The organism is Halorientalis salina, assembly GCF_005049285.1.
GTDB classification, from domain to species: Archaea; Halobacteriota; Halobacteria; order Halobacteriales; family Haloarculaceae; genus Halorientalis; species Halorientalis salina.
On the sequence record NZ_SOSC01000001.1, the window covers coordinates 386719 to 408196 of the forward strand.

General features: G+C 63.8%; 21 protein-coding genes. 7 read left to right on the plus strand and 14 right to left on the minus strand.

Annotated elements, in window-relative coordinates; translation table 11 throughout:
• Positions 1–11: 11 nt before the first annotated feature.
• The 5 genes from E2481_RS02100 to E2481_RS02120 form a co-directional block, all read right to left on the minus strand.
• Complete coding sequence (locus tag E2481_RS02100) at positions 12–713, minus strand: MBL fold metallo-hydrolase (RefSeq protein ID WP_136715466.1); 702 nt, start codon at positions 711–713, stop codon at positions 12–14.
• A 50-nt stretch (positions 714–763) separates the two neighbouring features.
• Positions 764–3100: an aminotransferase class III-fold pyridoxal phosphate-dependent enzyme gene (locus tag E2481_RS02105; RefSeq protein ID WP_136715467.1), complete on the minus strand. Its 2337-nt coding sequence runs from the start codon at positions 3098–3100 to the stop codon at positions 764–766.
• Positions 3101–3172: 72 nt separating this feature from the next.
• The gene (locus E2481_RS02110) at positions 3173–4480 is read right to left on the minus strand and encodes a glutamine synthetase family protein (RefSeq protein WP_250137698.1); all 1308 of its coding nucleotides are present in this window, start codon (positions 4478–4480) and stop codon (positions 3173–3175) included.
• A gap of 399 nt (positions 4481–4879) precedes the next feature.
• On the minus strand, positions 4880–6529 hold the full coding sequence (ligA, locus tag E2481_RS02115; protein WP_136715468.1) for an ATP-dependent DNA ligase LigA: 1650 nt from the start codon (positions 6527–6529) through the stop codon (positions 4880–4882).
• A 66-nt stretch (positions 6530–6595) separates the two neighbouring features.
• Complete coding sequence (locus E2481_RS02120; RefSeq protein ID WP_136715469.1) at positions 6596–6775, minus strand: hypothetical protein; 180 nt, start codon at positions 6773–6775, stop codon at positions 6596–6598.
• A 325-nt stretch (positions 6776–7100) separates the two neighbouring features.
• Here E2481_RS02120 and E2481_RS02125 point away from each other — a divergent pair, with 325 nt between their 5' ends.
• Together E2481_RS02125 and E2481_RS02130 are read left to right on the plus strand one after the other, a co-directional pair.
• On the plus strand, positions 7101–7463 hold the full coding sequence (locus tag E2481_RS02125) for a DUF555 domain-containing protein (protein WP_136715470.1): 363 nt from the start codon (positions 7101–7103) through the stop codon (positions 7461–7463).
• Between the two features lie 53 nt (positions 7464–7516).
• Complete coding sequence (locus tag E2481_RS02130; protein WP_136715471.1) at positions 7517–8062, plus strand: CBS domain-containing protein; 546 nt, start codon at positions 7517–7519, stop codon at positions 8060–8062.
• A gap of 12 nt (positions 8063–8074) precedes the next feature.
• Here E2481_RS02130 and purM read toward each other — a convergent pair whose 3' ends face one another.
• The 4 genes from purM to E2481_RS02150 all read right to left on the minus strand — a co-directional run bounded on the left by purM (position 8075) and on the right by E2481_RS02150 (position 12186).
• Complete coding sequence (gene purM / locus E2481_RS02135; RefSeq protein WP_136715472.1) at positions 8075–9106, minus strand: phosphoribosylformylglycinamidine cyclo-ligase; 1032 nt, start codon at positions 9104–9106, stop codon at positions 8075–8077.
• 63 nt (positions 9107–9169) lie between these two features.
• The gene (locus tag E2481_RS02140; RefSeq protein ID WP_136715473.1) at positions 9170–10000 is read right to left on the minus strand and encodes a hypothetical protein; all 831 of its coding nucleotides are present in this window, start codon (positions 9998–10000) and stop codon (positions 9170–9172) included.
• 51 nt (positions 10001–10051) lie between these two features.
• A complete protein-coding gene (locus E2481_RS02145; protein WP_250137699.1) occupies positions 10052–10657 on the minus strand; it encodes a metalloprotease in 606 nt (201 codons plus the stop codon).
• Positions 10654–12186, minus strand: a complete 1533-nt coding sequence (locus E2481_RS02150; protein WP_136715475.1) for a TraB/GumN family protein — start codon at positions 12184–12186, stop codon at positions 10654–10656. The genes E2481_RS02145 and E2481_RS02150 overlap by 4 nt, the downstream gene beginning before the upstream one ends.
• Before the next feature lie 128 nt (positions 12187–12314).
• Between E2481_RS02150 and E2481_RS02155 the strand changes: the two genes are divergently transcribed.
• Together E2481_RS02155 and E2481_RS02160 are read left to right on the plus strand one after the other, a co-directional pair.
• Positions 12315–12761: an acyl-CoA thioesterase gene (locus E2481_RS02155; protein WP_136715476.1), complete on the plus strand. Its 447-nt coding sequence runs from the start codon at positions 12315–12317 to the stop codon at positions 12759–12761.
• A 133-nt stretch (positions 12762–12894) separates the two neighbouring features.
• Positions 12895–13350, plus strand: a complete 456-nt coding sequence (locus tag E2481_RS02160) for a hypothetical protein (RefSeq protein WP_136715477.1) — start codon at positions 12895–12897, stop codon at positions 13348–13350.
• Positions 13351–13352: 2 nt separating this feature from the next.
• Here the strand turns inward: E2481_RS02160 and E2481_RS02165 are convergent, their stop codons facing one another.
• Positions 13353–13907 carry a class I SAM-dependent methyltransferase gene (locus E2481_RS02165; protein WP_136715478.1) on the minus strand — a complete coding sequence of 185 codons (555 nt, stop codon included), beginning with the start codon at positions 13905–13907 and terminating at the stop codon, positions 13353–13355.
• Positions 13908–14060: 153 nt separating this feature from the next.
• On the opposite strand from E2481_RS02165, the gene E2481_RS02170 reads away from it, so the two are divergent.
• Together E2481_RS02170 and cutA are read left to right on the plus strand one after the other, a co-directional pair.
• Entirely contained in the window at positions 14061–14246 is a 186-nt protein-coding gene (locus E2481_RS02170; protein WP_136715479.1) for an HEWD family protein, read from the plus strand.
• A 338-nt stretch (positions 14247–14584) separates the two neighbouring features.
• On the plus strand, positions 14585–14896 hold the full coding sequence (cutA, locus tag E2481_RS02175) for a divalent-cation tolerance protein CutA (protein ID WP_136715480.1): 312 nt from the start codon (positions 14585–14587) through the stop codon (positions 14894–14896).
• A gap of 15 nt (positions 14897–14911) precedes the next feature.
• Here cutA and E2481_RS02180 read toward each other — a convergent pair whose 3' ends face one another.
• Positions 14912–15442: a gamma carbonic anhydrase family protein gene (locus E2481_RS02180; protein ID WP_136715481.1), complete on the minus strand. Its 531-nt coding sequence runs from the start codon at positions 15440–15442 to the stop codon at positions 14912–14914.
• A 70-nt stretch (positions 15443–15512) separates the two neighbouring features.
• Positions 15513–16754 (minus strand): glycosyltransferase family 87 protein, encoded by a 1242-nt coding sequence (locus E2481_RS02185; RefSeq protein WP_169302354.1) that lies wholly within the window; start codon positions 16752–16754, stop codon positions 15513–15515.
• 334 nt (positions 16755–17088) lie between these two features.
• On the opposite strand from E2481_RS02185, the gene E2481_RS02190 reads away from it, so the two are divergent.
• Entirely contained in the window at positions 17089–17331 is a 243-nt protein-coding gene (locus E2481_RS02190; RefSeq protein WP_136715483.1) for a hypothetical protein, read from the plus strand.
• Here the strand turns inward: E2481_RS02190 and E2481_RS02195 are convergent.
• Both E2481_RS02195 and E2481_RS02200 read right to left on the minus strand, forming a co-directional pair.
• Entirely contained in the window at positions 17328–18218 is an 891-nt protein-coding gene (locus E2481_RS02195) for a DUF368 domain-containing protein (protein ID WP_136715916.1), read from the minus strand. The genes E2481_RS02190 and E2481_RS02195 overlap by 4 nt on opposite strands.
• 61 nt (positions 18219–18279) lie before the next feature.
• Positions 18280–21453: an oligosaccharyl transferase, archaeosortase A system-associated gene (locus E2481_RS02200; protein WP_136715484.1), complete on the minus strand. Its 3174-nt coding sequence runs from the start codon at positions 21451–21453 to the stop codon at positions 18280–18282.
• Positions 21454–21478: the final 25 nt, after the last annotated feature.

Below are 21478 nucleotides of genomic sequence, written 5' to 3' on the forward strand. Positions count from 1 at the left end.
CGAGGGCGGGATTACGGGTCTTCCAGAGTGACGGACACGCCCCGACGCTCCACGTCGTCGGCGAACGCCCCGGCGTCGGCTTCGATTTCCTCGAAGGTGTCGTAATGAACCGGAACGACTAGATCGGGTTCGAGGTCACCGACGAGTTCGGCGGCCTCGTGCCGGTCCATCGTGAACGTCCCGCCGATGGGCGGGAGGAACAGCGACACGTCGAGTTCGGCGTGGCCATCGAGCACGTCGGTGTCACCGGGCCAGCAGACCTCGACGCCGTCGACGTTCAAGAGGAAGCCACAGCCCCGGCCTTCGGGATGGTACGGCTCGCCGGAGTCGTCGACGTGTGGCCCGTCCGGGCGGTTGTAGGCCGGGAGCGTCCGGAGGATGACGCCCGCCGCGACGGTGTCGGTCTCGTCGTCGACTCGGTGGACCTCGCCCGGGAGGTCCCGAACCTGGGTCACGTCCCGGTCGGTTTCGCTGTGATGGACGGCCTCGTGGACGACGACCGTCGTTTCGTCCGTGCTGATTCGCTCGATCGCGTCGGGATCGTAGTGGTGCGTGTGCGAGACACAGACCAGGTCGGCGTCGCTGCCCTCGTAGTCGTCGAGGAGTCCGTACCGGCCGGGGTCGAAAAAGACGACAGTGCCGTCGGCGGACTCGATTCTGACGCTCGCGAGACCGAACCAGTCGACGGTCAACCCCTCGTGTTCGACGGTCATTGTCGAGCGTTCGTCGAGACCGGCCAAAATCACTGTCGGTCCGTCTCGATTCAGTCCCCCGCGCTCTGTTCTGCGAGGACCTCGTGTAGCGCTTCCAGGAGGAGGTCCGCGTGCTCTTTTTCGAACACCAGCGGGGGGCGGATCTTCAGCACGTTATCGTGTTCGCCGGTCGAGCCGATGAGAACTCGCCGCTGACGTAATCCGTTGACTACTGCCTTCGTCTGATGCGGTGCCGGCTCCCAGGTCTCCTGGTCTGTGACGAGTTCGACACCAACCATCAGTCCTCGTTGCCGAACCTCACCGACGAGTTCGCATTCGGCAGCGAGTTCTTTCAGGCCAGTATGCAAGTACTCGCCGACCGTAGCGACGTGGGGCAATAGATCGTTCTCCTGGATCTGATCCAACACCGCCAATGCAGCCGCGCATGAGACGGGATTCCCACCGAACGTGCTGAAAAACCCCGTCTGATCGAACAGGGTTGACGCGATGTCCGACCGCGTCACGACGGCCGCGACAGGGTGTCCATTGCCCATCGGCTTGCCGAGTGTGACGATATCGGGAACGACGTCCGCACTCTGGAATCCCCACAGGTCCGAGCCACATCGGCCGTGCCCTGACTGTATCTCGTCCGCGATAACGAGCCCGCCGGCCTCGCGGACACGGTCGATCATCCCGCCTAACCGGTCTTCATCAGGCGGGTAGATGCCGTCGCTGGTGAACAGCGAGTCGAACATGAACGCCGCTGTCCCCGACCCCTGTCTCTCGAGTGTTTCGACCGATTCGGTCATGCTTTCGACTGGATCGGTATCCGCCTGGCTGCGATGCGAACGTTCGTCGACGGGCGGTGTAACTGTCTCGACGTGCTCTGGACAGTAATCCTCGGGCCATATTGTCGGAGATTGTTCCGTTATCGTATCGGTAATCCCGTGATACGCGTTCTCCGAAACGATCGCGCCGTTGCTTCCGGTCGCAGTTTTGGCCAATCGCCAGGCGGTGTCGGTTGCCTCGCTTCCGGAGTTGACGAAGAGGACTCTGTTCAGTTCGTCCGGCATCGTCGCCAGGATGCGTTCGGCCAGCGTGACCGGGGCTTCCTGCAGATACCGGGTGTGGGTCGCCAGTTTGTGCGCCTGCCCGCCGATGGCGTCTGCGACGGCGGGGTTTGCGTGACCGACAACCTGTACGTTATTGTACGCATCGAGGTAGCGCCGGCCATCGGGATCGAACAGCCACACTCCCTCTCCACCGGCGACGTGAACGGGGTCCTCGTAGAAGAGCGGTGATTCCCCGAGCACGGCGCGCCGTCGGGAGCGCAATTCCGACCGTTCCATCTGCTGGTACGGGACGTTACTCGAGAGCGCCGCGGTTCGCAGCCGGCGGCCCACATTGTTCAGCCCTGCGTCCTCCAGCGATCGCAACAGCGCCCAGCCGTCGTCAACACCGGCGGCGCTGTGGTCGTCGATCTTGTCGGGATGTTCGTCGATCCGCCAGGCGACCGTAACGCCCCACGCGAGATGCCGCGCCGCAACGAGATCCACCAGCAGTTTCGCTTCTTCCGCTTCGAGTGGTGTCACGCTGACGTACCCTCGAATCACTGCCTGAGCCGCCTCGATCGGGTCATCACGACGGTACATGACGCTCGCGATAGCCATTACGAGGTCGCTCACGAGAGCCGTATGAGTCAGGTCGCCGAAGTCGACGATCCCACTGACCTGATTGGACTCGTCCAGCAGTACGTTGTCGAGCGTGAGGTCGTTGTGGATCACCTGCGCACGGAGCGAGTCGAAAACCGGTGCAACTCGATTATCGAACCGATCGAGGATACGTTCGGCGAGCTCGCGTCGCTCCGGGTCGGTAACGCTGTCCAGGAGTGATCGAAGTTCAGCGGTGTGCTGCAGGTCCCACAGGATGTCGTAGTCCGCGTTCGGATGGAAGAAACTGCGGAGTGCTTTGCCGAGTCTCGCCACGACCGCTCCGTAGTCGTATAGGGCCTCGTCGTCGAGATCGCTGCCCGAAACCGGTCGTCCCGAAACGTGGGTAAACATCCGCACGTGGTATGCCTCGCCGACATCGATAGTCGTCCAGAACGAGCCATCGACCGTTGGAATGGGCTCCATCACTGGAAGGTCGGGATCGGTCCGATTCACGTGGTGCAGGGCCTCAGTTTGTAGATCGAGTGACTCAACGTCATCGGCTGGACTGGAGATCTTCAGGACGTACGCCTCGCCGTCGTCGACGTCGATTCGAAAGTTCTGGTCGCGCTCGCCCCCGATTTCCGTTGCCGTCCCCTCTTTCCCGAATTCGTGTTCGGCAATCCGTGCAGCTTGCTGTTCGTCTAACGTCGGGGGCTGTACAGTAAACGGTTCTAACAACGTGGGTGTCTCTGTCATCGGTCGTTCACAATTTCGTTTTAAATATAATTTTATTGAGTCTTTCCCGTCCGCGTCCAGCTTGGGACGGGACTAAACCGTCTTCACGTACTGGTCACGTTCCCAGTCGGTGACGTGATCCCGAACCGCTCGCAGCTCGCACCGCTTCGATGCTGTGAACATCTGCACGAAATCCTCGCCAAGCAAGTCGACGAGTGCGTCGTCCGTCTCGAGCGCGCGCAAGGCGAGTTCGGGCGAGTGGGGGAGTTCGGGGCGGTCGCCGGTCGGATCACCGTCGGACGGTGACGGCGGCTCCAGTTCGCGTCGGAGCCCGTCGAGACCCGCGGCGATTATCCCGGCGATGACGAGGTACGGGTTGGCGTCGGCGCTCGGAATCCGCGTCTCCATACGGACGTCTCCTGACGGGATGCGGACTGCAGTCATCCGGTTGTCGTACCCCCAGGAAGCGGTGTAAGGGACGAACGAGCTTGGCTCGAACCGCTTGAACCCGTTGACGCTTGGCGTCCCGAGTGCGGTCAACGCGTCGGCGTGTTCCATCAAGCCGCCGACGAAATGCCGCCCGTTGGCGGAGAGTGTACTATCAGTGCCGTCCTCGAAGACGTTCTCATCGTCGTCGAATGCACTCACGTGGAGGTGATAGCCACTGCCCGATCGATCGGCGAACGGCTTGGCCATGAACGTCGGCCACTGATCGAAGCTCCGGCCGACCTGTTTGACGAGCCGCTTGAAATCGAGGGTCGTGTCCGCCTGTTCGAGCGGGCGGCCGTAGTCGAACAGCACTTCGAGTTGCCCGGGGCCGTGCTCGTGGTGGAGCGCGGTGAGGTCGATTCCGTAGTCGCCAGCCCACTCGACGAGCCGGTCGTAGAAAGGGGCGACCTCTTCGGTCGCCCACGAGACACACTCGTGGTCACCGCCGGTCGCGGGGACGTACTCGTTCTCGGGGCCTTCCTCCAGAAGGTAGAACTCGAGTTCGCTCCCGACGTAGAAGTCGAACTCGAAGTCGTTGGTCGCCAGTACCGACTCCAGGACCGCCCGCGGTGAGCACGATAGCCGCTCGCCCTCGTGGAAAAACCGGCACAGGACTCGGACAGCGTTCTTCCGCCAGGGCAGTCGCGTTGTCGTCTCCGGGATCGGGTGGACGACTCCATCGCCGTGTCCGGTCTCTGCACCGAGTCCGGACCCCTCCGGAACGTGATTGTTCGGGGTCTGGGCCAACATCACGAGGTTCATCGCAAACCCGTCGTCCCACTTCTCGAGGAACGTGTCTGCGGTTAGCTGTTTCGACCGGGAAATCCCGTTGACGTCTGCAAATTCGATGAAGACGTGTTCGATCGCTGGATCCTCGATGGTCTCGATCATCTGATCGGCCGCGCTACTCACTGGACTCCCTCCCAGAAACGCAGAAGCACACTCATCGTCGGAAGAGTTATTCAGATAATAATAGTACTATTTCTACCGACAATATTGTCTTAAATGCTACTCTGTAGTCGGAGTTTAGATGAAATACAATATAATTCAGTTTTCTCACATACAATGGTAAAAGCCGCCTCTGGCTTGCGCGTATCAGTGCGACTGCAGAATCGATAGTCGAAACGACTCTCGAACAGTACCGGAAGACCGTTCGGCATTCGAGTGATACAGTACTGACAGGCTGGCCTCGCTTCGCTCGGCGTATGCTCCTGCTCTTCACAGTTGCTCAGTGGGGACACACAGTGAGCGATCTACGATGGTGATTACTCGTCTGAAATCCGCGTCAACGAATTCCCGTCCCGAACCGAGCTACTGCTCGTCGGCCAGCCGCTCGACGCGCTCCCGGGTGTCGGCGTCCGAGGGGTCCTTGTCGTCGCGCACGCCGAGGAACCGCGGGAACCGCAGCGCCCACCCCGACTCGTAGGTCGGCGATTCCTGGATCTCCTCGTAGCCGACCTCGAAGACGGCCGCCGGTTCGATGTCGACCGTCTGCCCGGACTCGGTCAGGACGTGGGGTTCCAGCAACTCGGTGAGGTCGGCGAGTTCCTCGTCGGTGATCCCCGTCGCGACCTTCCCGATGGTCTCGTAGCCGTCGTCGGTCCGGACCGACAGCAGGAAGGTCCCGAGGAACTCCGCGCGCCTGCCCTCGCCCCATTCGGCCCCAGTCACGACCAGGTCGAGCGTCTCCACGTCGGGCTTCCGTTTGAGCCAGTTTTGTCCGCGGCGTCCGGGCGAGTACGTCGATTGGGGGTTCTTGAGCATGATCCCCTCGTGGCCCGCCGCTAGCGCGTCGGCCTCGATGTCGGCGATTTCGACGGGGTCGTCGGTGAGCCAGAGGTCGGCGACGCCGTCGTCGAGCACCGCGTCCAATCGGTCGTAACGCTCGACGAGCGGGGCGTCCAACAGGTCCTCGCCGTCGGCGTGGAGGCAGTCGAACGCTTCCAGTTCGACCGCGACCTCCTCGCGGGCCTTCGCCACGTCGTGTTTGCGGCGGAACCGGCGGAGGATCTCCTGGAATGGAAGCGGGTCGCCGCTCTCGTCGACGGCCACGACCTCGCCGTCGAGGATCGCAGGGACGTCCAGGTTCGCCTCGACGTACTCGACGATCTCGGGAAGCGGGTCGGTCACGTCCTCCATGTTCCGGGAGTACAGCGACACCGTCTCGCCGTCGTAGTGGACCTGAATCCGTGCGCCGTCGAACTTCCAGGAGACCGCCGTCTCGTCCCACGCCTCGACGGCGTCGCCGACGGTGCCGGCCTGGGCCAGCATCGCCTGCACCGGTCGCCCGATCTCCAGGTCCAGGGCGTCCAATCCCGACTGCCCCTCCTCGCGGGCCACGTCGGCGACGAGGCCGTAGTCGTTCGAGACCTGCAGGGCGCGCTCGACTGACTCGACCGGGACCGCGAAGGCCTCGGCGATCGCGTCCCTGACGGTACCTTCCCCGACGCCGATGCGCATCTCAGAGAGGACTAGTCGGGAGAGATACCGGGCTTCCTCGGGGCTCGCGCGGTTGAACAGGCCGAAGAGGACGTCGAGTTTCGTGTCCTGGCTCCCGCTCCCATCGACGGCCGCCAGCGTCCGCAACTGTTCGTCGACCTCGCCGACGGTCAGGTCGTCAGGGCCGTTCCCGGTGAACGCTCCCAGGCCCTGCTGGCCACCGAACTCGTAGCTCGCTGCGACGGCGCCGATCTCGCCGACCTCGGCCAGTCGGTCCTCGACGTCGGCTGCCGAGACGTTCTGCCCGGCGGCGCGTGCGATGGCCTCGTAACACAGTCTCGGGCCGATGTCGAGTGTCGTCGAGTCGTGGGCCGGGAACACCCGACCCTGGACGAACCGGGTGACGGTCGACAGGTCGTCGCCGGCACCGTCGAACAGGTCCCTGACGAGGGCGACGGTCTCCAGATCCGCGGGCTCGGCCTCGATGTCTGCTGCGCGGTCGGCGAACGCGGAGAACTCCATCGGTCTCTCGTAGTCAGGTCCCCGAGTTAAATCGCCCGGAGCGAAGCTATCACAGGAATCGCAGAATCAGTCTGAGTTGGGGGCGGTGTCCTCGTATGCGTCGGCGAGTCGCGTCACGATCCGGTGGATGGGCAGCGTGACCCCGAACTGGCGGGCGACCAGTGCGACCGGAAGCAGCGTGATCCCGAGCAGCAGGGTCAGTTGGTACGTCGCGAACAGCGCGCTTCTGAACAGGCGGTTTTCCATTGTCCTCGCTGGTGATGGGGTGATTGGGTTATATATTCTTTTCCCTAATTTATAATCCATAACGTTCTTCGATTGTATTTCATCGGACCGCCGTCCTGTGGTTCCATTCGAGTCGTATTTCGGGCAACTCCCCTTGCGATGGGTGCGCCGAGAACGGTAATGGGGAGATAATCGACGGGAGATGCAGCCATAAGTTATAGGGATGATTGTAATCCCATGCGCCTCGAATTTAGTAGGTAGAACTGTTCTCCGTGGCATATCACGTTCAATCGGCGGGCAGAGTCAAATCACAAAGCACGAGAGGGAGGACGACAGAGGGATGGGTATGAACTATCTGGTAGCGATGGAAGCCGCGTGGTTGGTCCGTGACGTCGAAGACATCGACGACGCCATTGGCGTCGCCGTCAGCGAAGCCGGTAAGCGCCTCAACGACCAGGACATGGACTACATCGAGGTCGAGGTCGGCGCGACCGGCTGTCCCGCCTGTGGGGAACCGTTCGATTCCGCATTCATCGCCGCCGACACGGCGCTGGTCGGTCTCGTCCTGGAGATGAAGGTGTTCAACGCCGAGAACACCGAACACGCACAGCGCATCGCGAAAAGTGAGATCGGCGGCGCCCTCCGCGACGTGCCGCTGAAAGTCATCGAGACCATCGAGTTCGAGGAAGAAGAGGAAGCCGAGGTCTGAACGGCGACCGCGACTGAGGAAGCTTTTTGTATTACCGTTAGTTATCCGACGGTATGGAGCTACCGACGCCAGCGGACCTTCGGGAACGGCGCAACGAGCTCGATCTCACCCAGAGCGAGCTCGCCGAACGGGCCGACGTCTCACAGCCACTCATCGCCCGCATCGAGGGGGGAGACGTCGACCCCCGCCTTTCGACGCTCCGGCGGATCGTCAACGCCCTGGAGGAAGCCGAGGGCGGGATCCTCCGCGCCGAGGACCTGATGCACAGCCCGGTGTACGGCATCGAACCCGACGACAGCATCAAGTTCGCCATCGAGACGATGAACCAGGAGGGGTACTCGCAACTCCCGGTCATCCGCGACGACTACCCGGTGGGCATCGTCAGTCTCGGCGACGTTCGCCACGTCGACGCCGAGGATCCCGGCGACCTCCCCATTACGGACGTGATGCGCGAGAGCATCACGACCGTCACGCGGGAGACGACCCTCGACGAGGTCGACACGCATCTCGACCACCACGACGCGGTCATCGTCATCGAGAACGGGGAGATGGTCGGCATCATCACCGACGCCGACATCGCCGCCCACCTGTCAGAATAACGTCGGACTGCGTTAGACCAGTTCCAGCCCGCGAATCGCGACGCACTCCTCGTCGTCCTGCACCTCGCCGATGATTCTCCCATCTTCGGTCGCATCCACCACCGCTTCGGCGTCTTCTGGCGGCAGCGCAGCGACGAACCCAGTGCCCATGTTGAACGTCCGGTGCATCTCCTCGTCGCTGACCGACCCTTCCTCCTGAACGAACTCGAAGACCGGCTGGGCCTCGAAGGGGTCCGTGATCTCGTATCGGAACTCGCCCATCCGGGCCAGGTTGGTCCACCCGCCGCCGGTGACGTGGGCGGCCGCGTGGGTCTCGTTGGCCAGAAGCGGGTCGAGCAGGTCCGTGTAGATTCGGGTCGGCTTCAGCAGTTCCTCGGCGATTGTCCGGTCCGTGTCGCCCGGGAACGGATCGGTGTACTCGTGGTTCCGAGTGACTGCCTCGCGTGCGAGGGTCAGTCCGTTCGAGTGAATGCCCGTCGAGGGGAATCCAACCAGCGCGTCGCCGGGCTGGGCCTCCCCCGGGAACACGTCGTCCTTGGCCGCGAGACCGGCGCAGGTGCCCGCGATGTCCAGCCCCTTGATGACGTCGGGCATCACCGCGGTCTCGCCGCCGACCAGCGCCACGTCGGCCCGGTCGGCACCCGTCGAGAGCCCCTCGCCGATCTGCTCGCTGGTCTCGTCGTCGGGTTCCTCGACCGCCAGGTAGTCGACGAACGCAACCGGCGTGACCCCCGCCGCGACGAGGTCGTTGACGTTCATCGCGATGCAGTCGATGCCGATGGTCGAGTAGTCGTCGACGGCCTCCGCGACCAGCAGTTTCGTCCCGACGCCGTCGGCCGCCAGCGCAAGGTAGCGGTCCCCGATGTCGAGCAGGCCGGCGAAGTCGCCCTCGAACTCCTCGGTCGCACCGAGCAGTGCGGCCGTCGCCGCCTCGCTGGCGTCGATGTCGACCCCCGCCTCGGCGTACGTCAGCCCCTCTTCCGAGTCCGCGTCGTTGCTATCGCCGTCCCGAGGCGTCTCTGACGCCTCGCTGTCCTCGGTCATGTCCGAGTGGCCGCGCGGCGAGCGCAAAAGCCCGTCGGTCCCCGCTCTCGGTCGGCCGACGGATCACGGACGGCCGTATCCGAGCCGCTTGTAGAGCCGCCATTCCCCGGCCTCCGTTCGGAGTTCCAGTATCTGCGACTGTCCGTCGCCGGAGCCGTCGACGTAGGTCCCTCGCACTTCGATTGTACTGCTCCCGACACTGGTTGACCTGATGTCCACGAAGTCCACGTCGTCGCGCCGGGTACGCTCCAGTCGGTCGTCGGACAGCGGGGGGAGTTGCGCGTCGCTGTGTCGAAGTCGCTCCGCGGCCTGCCGGTCCCCGTCGTCGAGGGCCTCGTGATATCGGTCGATGACGTCGCGGGCGTCGGCCGGGAGTTGCGGACCGGGGTCCGGTGTGGATGTCGGTGTTTCCCAGAAGTCGCCGCGAACGTTCAGCGGCACGTTCTCGTAGAGTTTCCAGTTCAGGTCCGATCGATTGTTGACCCGGAGGCGAATGGTGTTGCCCATTTCGACGGGGCTCTCCAAGTCGGGATGGGAGAGGCTGACGACCGTGGACACCTCCGCCCGCTCGACGAGTTTCGTGCCGACGCTCGTCCGGGGGACCGTCACCTCGCTGGCCGCGAAAGGCGCGACGGTCCGCTCGGTGATTCCGATGTCCGAATCCGCGTGTATCATCTCGTTCGCGCCTGCCACATCACCCTCACTGAGCGTCGCGTAGAAGGCCCTGACCGTCCGCTCCGGTTCAGTGCCGTCGCTGACGACCGTCTCTACCGTCGTCCCCTGGCCCTGGTCCCGATAGCTGTCGATCGCCTCCGAACAACCAGCCACGCCGACGACGCCGAGTGTGCCCACCGCGTGGAGGTATCGTCGCCGCGTCGAACTCGACTCGCTCATATTCGGCCACAGAGACCTGTCGCTGTTAAAACATCCTGTTCTATCTCGTCCTCAGAACAACCCGACGGTCGTGATCGACCAGATCGCCAGCGCCACCGAGGGGACGAACACGAAGACGAACACGGCCTTGTCCCAGTTCCAGACGGTCTTGCCGTCCAGCGGCCCGAACGGGATCATGTTGAACCCCGCCAGGAACAGGTTGATGACCAGCCCAAAGGTACCGACCTGGCCGAGAAAGCCGCCGTACAGGAACGCGAGCGGCAGGAACAGGGCTGCGAGACCGAGGTTCGTCACCGGGCCGGCGAGCGCGATCAGGCCGTTCTCCCGCTCGGTCGACCGTCCACGGTGGTAGACGGCACCGGGCGCGGCGAAGATGAACCCGACCATCGCCGAGACGATGGCGATGAACAGCATGCCGTAGTCCGCCCGGAACTCGGCGACCTTCCCGAACTTGATGGCCGCGACCTTGTGGGCCATCTCGTGGAGGAGGAAACCGACGCCGACCGTGAGGAAACTCAACGCGAGCATCCGGGTCAACAGCGGGATGTCCGAGCGCAGTAGCGCCGGCCGCTGGAAGAAGATCGTGAAGGCGACGCTCAGGGCGACCCACGCGGCCGCGAAGTCGAACAGTTCGCGCGTCGAAAACCGGACGTTCACGCTATCAGGCCCCAGATGATGTCGATGCTGTTCCGGGCACCCTGCAGCATGAGGCGGGTGATCTCGTCGACGCCCCCGATCTGCGTGAAGAAGTAGGGGAGCAGGACGAACCCGAACAGCATGCTCGCGATGAAACTCCCGACGTTCGTCATCGCGACGATGAGAATGAGTCGGAACAGCGGCACGTCCTTCATCCGGGCGAAGATGTCACGGATGGGTGCCTGCTCGTCGTCCAGGATCTCGTTCAGCGTGTTGATGTCGCTGATGTTGACCGAGAGGTAGCGCAGTTCGACGTAGCCGGCGAACCAGCCCGGCGCGAGAAGCGGGTTCACGCTCGTGAACCAGGCGACGGCCCCACCGACGGTCGCGCTCTGCCAGTGTGCCCCGGCGAGTTTCGCCAGCGCGAACGCGATGATCCCGTTGATGAGGAACCACGCGCCGAACAGCTGGATCAAAAAGCCCGTCGAGGCACCCTCGACGCCGGTCGCGACCGCCAGCGCCAGCAGCGCGAAGAAGGCCAGAAAGCCCAGGGTGAACAGGTAGCCGAAGAGCTTGAAGAAGGAGAACCGACTCCCGGACTCGACGCCGACGAGCGACTCGAAATCCGGGAGCGTCTCGGGATGGTCCAGATACTCCTGGATGCCGGCGCGGTGCCCGGCCCCGACGACGGCGACCACCTCGTAGCCGGCGCTCCTGAGCTGGACGAGGTTGTGTGCGATGTAGGCGTCGCGCTCGTCGATCAGCGCCTCGGCCCCGCCGGGGGAGAACTGCCGGAACTCCTCCATCATCGCGGTGACCACGTCGGCGTCGGTCAGCTCAGACATGTCGATGTCCTCGGGGTCGGCTCCCTCCGTGGTCGTGGTGAACAGGACGGCAAAGAGCAGTCCGAATGCCCCGCCGATGGTGAGGACGATGGCGAGTCCGTCGAGGATCGCCAGCGGAATCCCGCCCACGAGGCCGAGGCCGCCCAGCAAGAGCGGGCCGGCCAGCAGTTCGGCGGGCAGCGCGACGAACAGACCGATCGCCAGCCCGATACTGACGCCGGCGGTCACGGGGTTGGCCGCGCCCGTGAGCAAGCCGCCGATGAGCTTCAACTTCTCCAGTCCCGACAGCCGCGCCCAGAACCGCTGGATCGTCGTCTGGATGTTCCGGTCGACGAGTGCGATGCCGAGTCCCAGTTCTTCGGCCGTCTCGACGGCCGCCATCATGTCCGCGCCGGGTTCGATATCGAACCGATCACCAAGCCGTGCCTGGACGTATGACAGCATCCAGTACGCCAGGAACTGGAAGACGGTGTTGCCCTCCAGCAGGTCGCCCGGGTCCATGTCGTCGGGCGTCTCGCCTTTCATCTGGCGGTAGCGGCCCTCGTCGAGTTCGACGGCGACGACGTCGGGCCGGCGCTCATCGATCGTCTGTTCGACCTCCTCGACACTGTCCTGGGAGACGTGTGCGGTGCCCAGAACCGTGACACTCCCTTCCCCCGAAGGGTCCCCCGGTGCGTTCGGCGTGGGCGCCGACCGTTCACTCATTGACGGACCATAGACAACCCCCCGTTTTGAGATTGTCGGCATGACACCACGGAGACCCAACTACGTACCAGCTACTGTGCCCGTTCGAAGTCGGTACTCGTTTTCGAGTCCCCGGGAAATCGACTGGTATGCCCACGCTGATGGACACCTACATCGAGAACCGGGAGATGGTCCACCCGAACCACGCGAACAATCTGGAGACGACCCACGGCGGCACCGTTCTGAAGTGGATGGACGAGGTGGGCGCGATGTCCGCGATGCGGTTCGCGGGCAGCGACTGCGTGACCGCCCGCATGGATCAGGTGAACTTCCGCCGCCCCATCCCGGTCGGGGACAACGCGCTGTTGAAGAGCTACGTGTACGAAACCGGCGAGACCAGCGTCTCGGTTCGCGTCCGCGCGTTCCGGGAGAACCCGCACACGGCCGACGCCGAACTGACCACGGATTCTCATCTGGTCTTCGTCGCCATCGACGACGACAACGAACCGACGGCCGTCCCGGAACTCGTCGTCGACTCCGAGCGCGGCCGCGAACTCCGGGAGACGGCCCTGGACAGTTCCGACCGGGATCGCTGATACGGTTTGCTGTAGCTGTGTACCGCTACGACCGCCCGCAGTCGGGCGGTCGATGCGGAACTGTTCTACAGCATTCCGTATGAGGTCGCGACTCGAATCAATCCTTATCCCCCGTCCAGACCAACCCCTCCACATGGGACTCGACGTGCCGACGCCGGACCCGCCCGAACTGGAACAGACGGACCCGAACGAGTACGACGACGCCGAGGTGGTCGGTGACACCGACTACAAACGCGACGAGATCGAGCGGTTCCTGCGAGACGGGGCCTGGGAACAGGCCTTTACCCAGTGGGCCGAGGACACCGGACTGGACGAGTCCGACTTCGCGGTCGTGATCGATCTCGGTCTGCTGGAGCGGTTCGATTTCTTCTGGGACTCCTATGCGGAACGGGTCGGCTACCACGCGCCGGGAATCCCGGAGGACTGGAAGGAACGGAACTATCACGACGACATCGAGTCGTGGGGGACCGTCTCGAGCATCAACGCCTCGCTGACGGAACTGGGACAACTCGTCTGTGAACTCCTCAAAGACGAGTACATCGACTGGGAGACCGACTACGAACCGCCGGACGACCTCCCCGACTTCTGAGCCTATCGCTGGGCTTCGAGCACGAACGTCTCTCGCCTGTCCTGGGCGCTTACGACCTCGAATCCGACGGCTTCGAGGTGTTCCGTCGCGGTCTGGGCGTTGTATCGCTCGTCGACTGGCGGTCCCTCGATCCCCTCGCCGGCCGCCGTCCAGTCGGCGATGGCGAGGCGACCGCCGGGAGCGATGACGCGGGCGAGTTCCGCCGACGCCTCGGGGCTCGCGAACTCGTGGTACGTCATCGTCGAGACGGCCCCGTCGAGGGCGTCGTCGTCGAACGGGAGATCCTGAACCTCGGCCGTGACGAAATCGACGTTCTCGGGGGCTCCTTTCTCGCGATATGCGTCGTGCATCGCGGCCTGAACGTCGACCGCGTACAGGGTCTCGACGTACGGCGCGATGGCGTCGGTGTAGAACCCGGTGCCGCTCCCGAGGTCTGCGATCGTGTCGTCCAGTTGCGGGTCGAGCAGCGCAAGCAACTCGTCGACCGAGAGGAACTCGTATCGCGAGGGATCTTCGAGGGCGTCGGCTCGGGAAACGTCGAAGGTGTGAAAACCCATGTCCGTCGATTCGGGGGGCACAGTCATAAGGATACAGATTGTGGCAGGTCGGCGTTCGGACGCCCCGGTCGTCTGGACGTGAAGTCCCGGTTTCGCACGCCCCGTCGAGTGCCAGTCGAGAGCTTCATTACGGGTGACGGTCCATGTTCAGCTATGGCAACTGTCATCCCACCGAAAGAGCGCGTCTGTGAACGGTGTGGCCGACACGACGTCTGGGACGATGCGGCCGACGCCTGGCTCATCGTCACCGAGGACGACGACAAGCAGGTCGGCAACCCCCACTGTCTCCACGAGTGGGACATCAACGGGAACTACAATCCTTTCGAGGACAGGGACTAGCCCGAGTCTAACCCGGAGATAACTACGGAGACACTGGCGCACCCCGATTTCTGTCGGAAACTCTATATTTTTCCGAACCACCAACGCGTTTTGTCATCCGAGAATGCGTGGTGTCTAGTATCACGACAACTCGATGCACGCTCTGCAGACGATTCGTGGATCGCGGACACGACGCCGGTTGCCAGTGTGGCTGTGTCTGGACCCGAACTGCGCACGGAATCACGAAGAGGTCTGTCCAACCGACGCCAGGGAGCGATGGATCGGCCCGTCGAGATCTGAGTCCCAGTTGGGGCGGGCAATCACAATCCGTTTGGACGCGCGGGCCCCAACGGACGGGTATGCCGACAGCTTACGTGACTGCACCGCCCGAGGCCGCCACGGACATCGCCCGAACGCTGGTCGAGGAACGACTCGCGGCCTGCGTCAATCGCGTCCCCTGCCAGTCCGTCTATCGCTGGGACGGGGAAATACAGGACGACGAGGAGGTGGTGCTGTTCGTGAAAACGACCGAGGAGGCCTACGAGCCACTCGAAGCGCGCGTCGTCGAACTCCACCCCTACGACGTTCCCTGCATCGAACGACTCGACGAGACCGAGACGCTCGACGCGTTCGCCGACTGGCGCGCCGACGCAGTCGACCCAGCCGAGTGATCGTCGAGCGCGCTTTCAGTCCTCGTCGGTTTCGGGGACGTGACTGTCGGCCAGGACCTCGTCGGTTGCGGCGTGTTCGTTCGCCAGTTCGACGTATCTGTCGCCGGCGTAGATCCACGGCGAGTTCTCGACTTCCTTGACCTGTTCGGCCGGGGTCCCGGCGACGAGGACCGACTCCGGAACCTCCGTTCCTTCGGTGACGAGGCTGTTGGCTCCGACGAGACTCTCGGCACCGATCTCGGCGTGGTCGAGGACGATCGCGCCCATCCCGACCATCGCTCGCTCACCGACGGTGGCCGCGTGGACGATGGCGTTGTGCCCGACAGTGGCCTTCGGCCCGAGTTCGACCCCCTCGTGGAGCGTCGCGTTGTCCTGGACGTTGGCCCCCTCACGGAGGACGATCTCCCCGTGATCGCCCCGGAGCACTGCCCCTGGCCAGACGCTCGCGTCGGCCTCGATAGTGACGTCACCGATGACGGTTGCCTCGGGATCGACGTACGCGGACTCGGCGATTTCGGGTTCGGTCCCGTCGAATGACCGTATCATTCGTGAGTGCTTCCCACGGTTCACATATAAAAACTGCCGGTCGCGGTCCGCCGAGCCGGTTCGGGACCGGTCAATCGTCGTCGGTCGTGAGATGAACGCTCGTCGACTCCGGTTGGGCCCAGAGCGTAAAGGAGAGACAGCCCGCGAGAACGATCAGCAGTCCCCAGAGCGTCATCGTTCCGGTGGTCAGAACCTCACGCACGGCGTCCGCCAGAACGGTTTCGATGAGCAGCGGCAACGGGGCCATCCCCAACACGGTTTCGACCTGCATCGGCTGAACGGGAAAGAGCATGACGAGCGTCCCGACGTGGAGCAACGTCCGCGTCGGCTCGTGGTCCAGCAGGAACAACAGCGGCACGAGCGGGAAGTACAGGAAGATCACGTGATGAATGTTCGACGCCGGGGAGAGCAACAGTACGCCGCCGAGCGTGCCGAGATACGCGAGCAACCGTGATTCGACGGTCTCCATCCGCTGCCACAGGACCACGAGAACGGGGGCGACGAGCGTCAGCGCGATCGCCGGATAGAAGCGTGGATCGACGTTCGGCACGACCACGGAGAGTGGCCGGCTCAACGTCAGCGCCGAGAAGTTCGGACTCAGCGTCGTCCCCAGGTCCTCGATCCGGCTTCGGTCCGTCAGTATGAACCACGCGTAGTTCAGGTTCCTGTCGAGTCCGAAGGCGAGCACGCTGAGGGCCACGGCTGCCGAGCCCGTCGCGACGGCCGATTTGACGGCCAGCCAGGAGCGCTTCCGGACGAGCCAGACGCCGAACAACGCGGGGAAGAGTTTCACGATCGCCGGGATCGCGAACAGGACGCCGGCCAGGAACCCCCGTCCCCGCTCCTCGACCAGGAAGGCGAGACTCAGAACGAACAGCAAGAGCGGATCGACCTGTCCCTGTCCCAGGACGATCACCGGGTACGTGCTTGCGAGACAGAACAGGTAGATCAGTAGCTTGTCGAGGTGCTGGACCGGCCCGCTGTGTCGTTCGATGACCGAGACGATGATCCACCCCGTTCCCAGACAGAACCCGGCCATGATCAGTAACTGCACGACGAACGCCGACACCACGTCCGGGAAGACGGCGTAGGGAAGGAACATGCCCACGATGACCGGCGGATAGACGAACTCGCCGTTTCCGACCGGTGGACTGACACCGACGAAGGGCTCACCCGAGAGAAACAGGTCCACGGCGTGGAGGTACGCACGGAAATCCCAGGCCAGCGGCAACTCCGGTGCCCAGAGCGCGAAGTACGTCGGAATGAGACCGCCACCCAGTAATCCGGCTGTCAGGACTATCCGCGTCGCCAATCGTCCCGGGGACGGCGGTCGTGACTCGGAGACAACCATACTAAACCGGAGGCGGGAACGAGATCGGTGGAGGGGCTTGACTCGGTTCCATCGCGGGTAGTCGACCCTCTCATTTCCGAACACATAAATCTTCACGATCCGAGACATGTTCGGCCCGGAAGATCGGACCGCAGCTCACAAACCGGCAGACAGCAGCCGAACGTCGCCCCCACACTCACCCGCCCCACCTTCCCCCGGCACCGATTTCATCGACGAAAGTACTGATAAACCGGTTAATTATCAGATAGTGTAATCTCGGGGAGGGATTTATTCGTATCGACGGCCAAAATAAGATATGGCCGCTACTGGTCGAGACATCGCCGTGTTCGTCTCGGGGCTCGTTCTGGCCGGATTCGCTCCGATCTACCTGTTGCCGGGGTTAGAACTCGGTCCGATGCTTGCGGTCGCCAGCCGCTCAGCCGGCGGATTGCCCCTCGAACACGTCGGCGTCGTCGCGTTCATCGCACTGCTGGGGGCCGCGTGGATCGACACGGCGGGTTCCAGCCAGCCGACCGTCGACGCCGAGCAGTGGGATTAGTAGTCCAGGTCGTCCGTGTACCGATCGAGGACGAGGACGCCTCCGACGCCAATTCCGCCTGCAACCAGAGTCCCGAGTACGACCAGCGGCGTCCAGGCGTTCGTGCTCTCGATGGTCTCTACTGCCGGCAGTCGTAACGCGCCGACCATCAGGCTCACGAGGAAGACCAGCGTCGCGCCCCGATACGTCGAGAGCGCCCACCTGATCACGTGAGCGATCGTGACGACACCGATTATCGCCCCGCCGCCGAACGCCAGAATGGTCGTCCCCGGTTCGACCAGCGATTCGAACCCGCCCCCATTCAGGAGTCCCAGAACGTCGTCCGTAAACGAGGTGAGCGTCGCCGTCAGGTAGTCGTACTGCCCGAGCAACAGGAGGAAGAAGGCCCCCGAAATCCCCGGCAGTATCATCGCCGTGATGGCGATCATCCCGGAGACGAACACGAACGCGGGCGAGTTCGGCAGCCCGCTCCCCTGCGTGATCCCGGATACCCAGAACGCGACGCCGAACCCGACGATGGCGACGGCGATCCGTGACGGCGTCGTGACTTCGATTTCCCCGTACAGCACGATCGCCGAGGCGGCGATGAGTCCGAAGAAGAAGGCGAACGTCGGTCCGCGAGCGGTCGACAGCGCGAACTGTACCGCTCGCGAGACGACGATCAGCGCCGAAACGACACCGAACCCGAGCGCCATGAGGAAGCCGAGATCCATCTCGACCAGATCGTTCCACAGCGCCCGCCGACCCGCACCGGTGTGGAGACGCGGGACGTGTTCGAGTACCCGCGGATCGAGCGACGTGATGGCCGTGATGAGACGCTCGTAGATGCCGGTTATCAGGGCGATCGTTCCGCCCGAGACGCCCGGAACGGAATCGGCGGCACCCATACACAGGCCTTTCAGGTAGACCGCGAGCCAGTCACGGAGGGCTGAATCGACCACGACTCACTCAGGGCTGGATCAGCGTGCGTTCGGGGAGACCGACGCTCGACGGGGACTCCGTTGTCGTCGTCTCGCTGGTCGACCCGTCGTCGGTGGTATTGCCGTCGGACGTACTGGTGTCGGTACTCCCGTCGTCGGTCGTCCCGTCCGTGGTGTTCTCCTCGGTGGTGTTGCCGTCCGTGGCGGTCTCGTCACCACCCTGTTCGAGGCTCCGCAGGTCCGCGATCTTCTGCCGGTCGAGCGAGACCGTGGTCGCCGCGTCGTCCTCGCCGATGACCTGTGCCTCGGTGACCGTCGCGTCGGCGTTGTACTCGAACACCGACTCGTTCGTCACTTCGGCGTCCGTGTACAGCCGGTAGTCGCCGGTGGCCCGGGCGCTGACGTTCGTGTAGCCCTCGTCGGTGCCCCAGTTCTCGTAGCCGGTCGTCGAGTACGGCACCGTCATGCTGAACTGCCCGTCGGCCCCGGTCTCGGCCCGTTGCGTGTAGGTGAACGTCGCGTTCCGTGTCGGCGAGCGCACCTCGACTTCCGCCGTGACCGTCTCGTTGGTCGGCCCGGTGCCCTCGATGGTGCCACCGGGGACCCGCTCGAAGATCTTCACCCACGGCGGCGTGCCGCCCCGGTCGGGGAACAGCAGCGTCTCGAGGTCCTGTGAGAGCTGGGCCCGCTGCCGGTCGGAGATGTTCTGCACGTCCGTGTTCCCGATCAGCCCGTTCCGGTCGGCGAACAGTGCAGCCGTGTACGCGCGGCCGTCTGTCGCGTTCCGCTCAGCGTTGCGAACGAGCCGATAGTTTTCGAGCGCCTCGACGTACTCCGGCGGGTTCGGTCCGACACCGCCGACCTGTGCGGTGTTGGTCTCGTTGACCCGCTGGCGGACTTGTGAGAGCGCGCCCTCAGTGGCGTCCTCTCGGGCCTGTTGCTGGACCTGATCGAACGTCCCGTTGGTCGAGTTCCGATCGACCCGCTGATACCACAGCGGCTGGGGCAGTCGCGGAATCGAGTAGCGCGACTCGTTCCGCGGGATCGTGTACGCCGTCCCCCGCTGGGTCTGGATCGTCGAGTAGTTCATCATGATCGGGTTCGGTTCCTGGGCGCTTCCGTGGAAGTGCCAGAGCCGATTGACCATGCTGTCGTAGTATCGCTGGTTCTTGATCTGGTAGGCCGTCCTGACGGACGTCCCCTGCTGGGTCAGGACGCTGTTGAAGAAGTCCCGCTGGGAGACCTCGTTGTCGTCGTAGAACACGATGGGAGCGAAGAACTTCCCGCCGTAGCGACTGCGGGAGTTCGCCATCTTCCAGTCGACCATGACGTACCGGGTCTTGGCGTCGTCCTCGTCCATCCGGTTCAGTACGTCGTTCGCGTGTGTCTCGTTGGGCGCGAGCAGGTAGTTCGCTGCCTCAGTCGCCCCCTGCTGGAACGGGTTGGCGTTCGGAATCCGCTGACCGCGTTCGGTGATCCAGTGGCCGTAGTCCCACCAGGACATGACACCGTAGGCCCCTTCCGGATAGTCGAAGTCGTCCTGGCGCGGATACGTCCCGTTGAACGCCATCTCGTTGTCCGCACCGCCGTACGTCCCTTCGGCTGGCGTATTCTTCTGCATCCAGGACAGGCTGTCGTCCCAGCCGATGACGCCGGGGCTCGGCTGGTTCGCCTGGCCCTGTTGCCAGGCCGTCGACGCGCCCTGGCCGGAACTGACCGCCAGCGGCGCGATGATGAGGAGCAGGACCGTCACTACGGTCAGCACCTGGAACGTCTCGATTCCCTGTGTGTCCTCGCTCGTGCTGATGTACTGGGAGATGAGCTTGATCAGGTAGGCGTTCAAGACCGCGATGGGAAGCACGAGGTAGTACTCGAATCGAGACTGGGTCAGCGTCGCGAGCAGGAGCATGATCGCCCAGACCGCCACGAACAGCGACTCGGCCTCGGCGTCGTCGTACCGGATCTGCGCGTAGACGATGATGAGGACGCTGACGAACGCGCTCACGAACGTCAGCCCGAAGCTCCCGAACAGCGTCGTGATCGGGGCCGAAAGCGGCTGTGCCTCGCCGACGGTGCCCGCCTGCGCGCTCGTTCCGAGCCCGACGACCCGCTGGACGTTTTTCGCGAAGAACCCGTAGAGGTCCGGTGCCAGCAGGTTGAACAGCAGCGTGATCGCAGCTATGATGCCGAACACGACGAACGGGTACGCGCGGTTGTCGATGTCCCGGCTCTCGAACTGCCTCGCGAGCCAGGCCATGAACGCACAGCCGAAGGCCACAGCGAAGGCCAGGAGCGGCTGCAACAGCGAGAAGTTGGTCGCGGTGATCTCGAAGGTGTTGAACGGGACGAAAGCGAGCAGGCCCGCGACGGAGAGTGAAACGACACCGACGAAGGCGATGTGGTCCGGGCTCCGGCCGCGGAGGAAGTCCGCGATGAGCTGCAGCAGGAAGAACAGCCCCAGGATCCCCAGCAGGAGGACCCCCGGCGGCCAGACCCACAGATAGACCCCGATGCCGACGCCGGCGAGGATCGACCAGCCGACAGGACGGCGAAGTGCACCCCACTCGCGGTTCACGACGAGTTCCCAGACCGGTCGTTCCTTCTGTGCGATCGAGAGCGCCACCATGACACCGACGACCGCGATCATCTGGAAGAGGATCTCGCCGACGTGGTGGTCGGAGAAGCCGGCCATGCTCCGCTGGAGGAACCCACCCGTCGAGAGCGCGAGGACGAGGACCGAGACGAGACCGCCGAAGCGACCACCCATCCGCTTGCCGGCCAGGTACACCGGAATCGCGACCAGCGTGCCGAAGATCGCTGGGGCGAGCAGGACCGCCATCGCGATGGTCTCCTGACTCGGGTCCCCCAACCCGACGATCAGTGCCCCCGTTGCGATCAGCTGATCGAAGAAGGTCCCGAACTGGCTGTTGCTCGTCCCGTAGGAGAAGTACGTCCACGGGTCGAACGGCATCGTCGCCGGCCAGTTGTTCACCGTATAGGTCGTCTGTCGCAGGTGGTACCAGGCGTCGTTACCCGACAGTAACACGGTCCCGTCCCTGACGAAGTTGGACCACCCGCGCACCCGAACCCACAACATGAACGCGAGCAAAACCACCAGCGTCGGAATGTGATACCACCGTTTAACGTCTCTCAAGGCGTTCCCGATATCGAAATCGTCGATGCTCCCCCGGCGTTGACTCATTGCCCGGGGTAAAAACGAACGCCCG

What these genes read in the sequence shown, in the direction of transcription:
- E2481_RS02165 (WP_136715478.1), bottom strand. Translation starts at nt 13,907, where the DNA reads ATGGGTTTTCACACCTTCGACGTTTCCCGAGCCGACGCCCTCGAAGAT.
- E2481_RS02120 (WP_136715469.1), bottom strand. Translation starts at nt 6,775, where the DNA reads ATGGAAAACCGCCTGTTCAGAAGCGCGCTGTTCGCGACGTACCAACTG.
- E2481_RS02100 (WP_136715466.1), bottom strand. Translation starts at nt 713, where the DNA reads ATGACCGTCGAACACGAGGGGTTGACCGTCGACTGGTTCGGTCTCGCG.
- E2481_RS02195 (WP_136715916.1), bottom strand. Translation starts at nt 18,218, where the DNA reads ATGGGTGCCGCCGATTCCGTTCCGGGCGTCTCGGGCGGAACGATCGCC.
- E2481_RS02180 (WP_136715481.1), bottom strand. Translation starts at nt 15,442, where the DNA reads ATGATACGGTCATTCGACGGGACCGAACCCGAAATCGCCGAGTCCGCG.
- E2481_RS02150 (WP_136715475.1), bottom strand. Translation starts at nt 12,186, where the DNA reads ATGAGTGAACGGTCGGCGCCCACGCCGAACGCACCGGGGGACCCTTCG.
- ligA (WP_136715468.1), bottom strand. Translation starts at nt 6,529, where the DNA reads ATGGAGTTCTCCGCGTTCGCCGACCGCGCAGCAGACATCGAGGCCGAG.
- E2481_RS02155 (WP_136715476.1), top strand. Translation starts at nt 12,315, where the DNA reads ATGCCCACGCTGATGGACACCTACATCGAGAACCGGGAGATGGTCCAC.
- E2481_RS02130 (WP_136715471.1), top strand. Translation starts at nt 7,517, where the DNA reads ATGGAGCTACCGACGCCAGCGGACCTTCGGGAACGGCGCAACGAGCTC.
- E2481_RS02190 (WP_136715483.1), top strand. Translation starts at nt 17,089, where the DNA reads ATGGCCGCTACTGGTCGAGACATCGCCGTGTTCGTCTCGGGGCTCGTT.
- E2481_RS02105 (WP_136715467.1), bottom strand. Translation starts at nt 3,100, where the DNA reads ATGACAGAGACACCCACGTTGTTAGAACCGTTTACTGTACAGCCCCCG.
- purM (WP_136715472.1), bottom strand. Translation starts at nt 9,106, where the DNA reads ATGACCGAGGACAGCGAGGCGTCAGAGACGCCTCGGGACGGCGATAGC.
- E2481_RS02140 (WP_136715473.1), bottom strand. Translation starts at nt 10,000, where the DNA reads ATGAGCGAGTCGAGTTCGACGCGGCGACGATACCTCCACGCGGTGGGC.
- E2481_RS02160 (WP_136715477.1), top strand. Translation starts at nt 12,895, where the DNA reads ATGGGACTCGACGTGCCGACGCCGGACCCGCCCGAACTGGAACAGACG.
- E2481_RS02170 (WP_136715479.1), top strand. Translation starts at nt 14,061, where the DNA reads ATGGCAACTGTCATCCCACCGAAAGAGCGCGTCTGTGAACGGTGTGGC.
- E2481_RS02200 (WP_136715484.1), bottom strand. Translation starts at nt 21,453, where the DNA reads ATGAGTCAACGCCGGGGGAGCATCGACGATTTCGATATCGGGAACGCC.
- E2481_RS02125 (WP_136715470.1), top strand. Translation starts at nt 7,101, where the DNA reads ATGAACTATCTGGTAGCGATGGAAGCCGCGTGGTTGGTCCGTGACGTC.
- cutA (WP_136715480.1), top strand. Translation starts at nt 14,585, where the DNA reads ATGCCGACAGCTTACGTGACTGCACCGCCCGAGGCCGCCACGGACATC.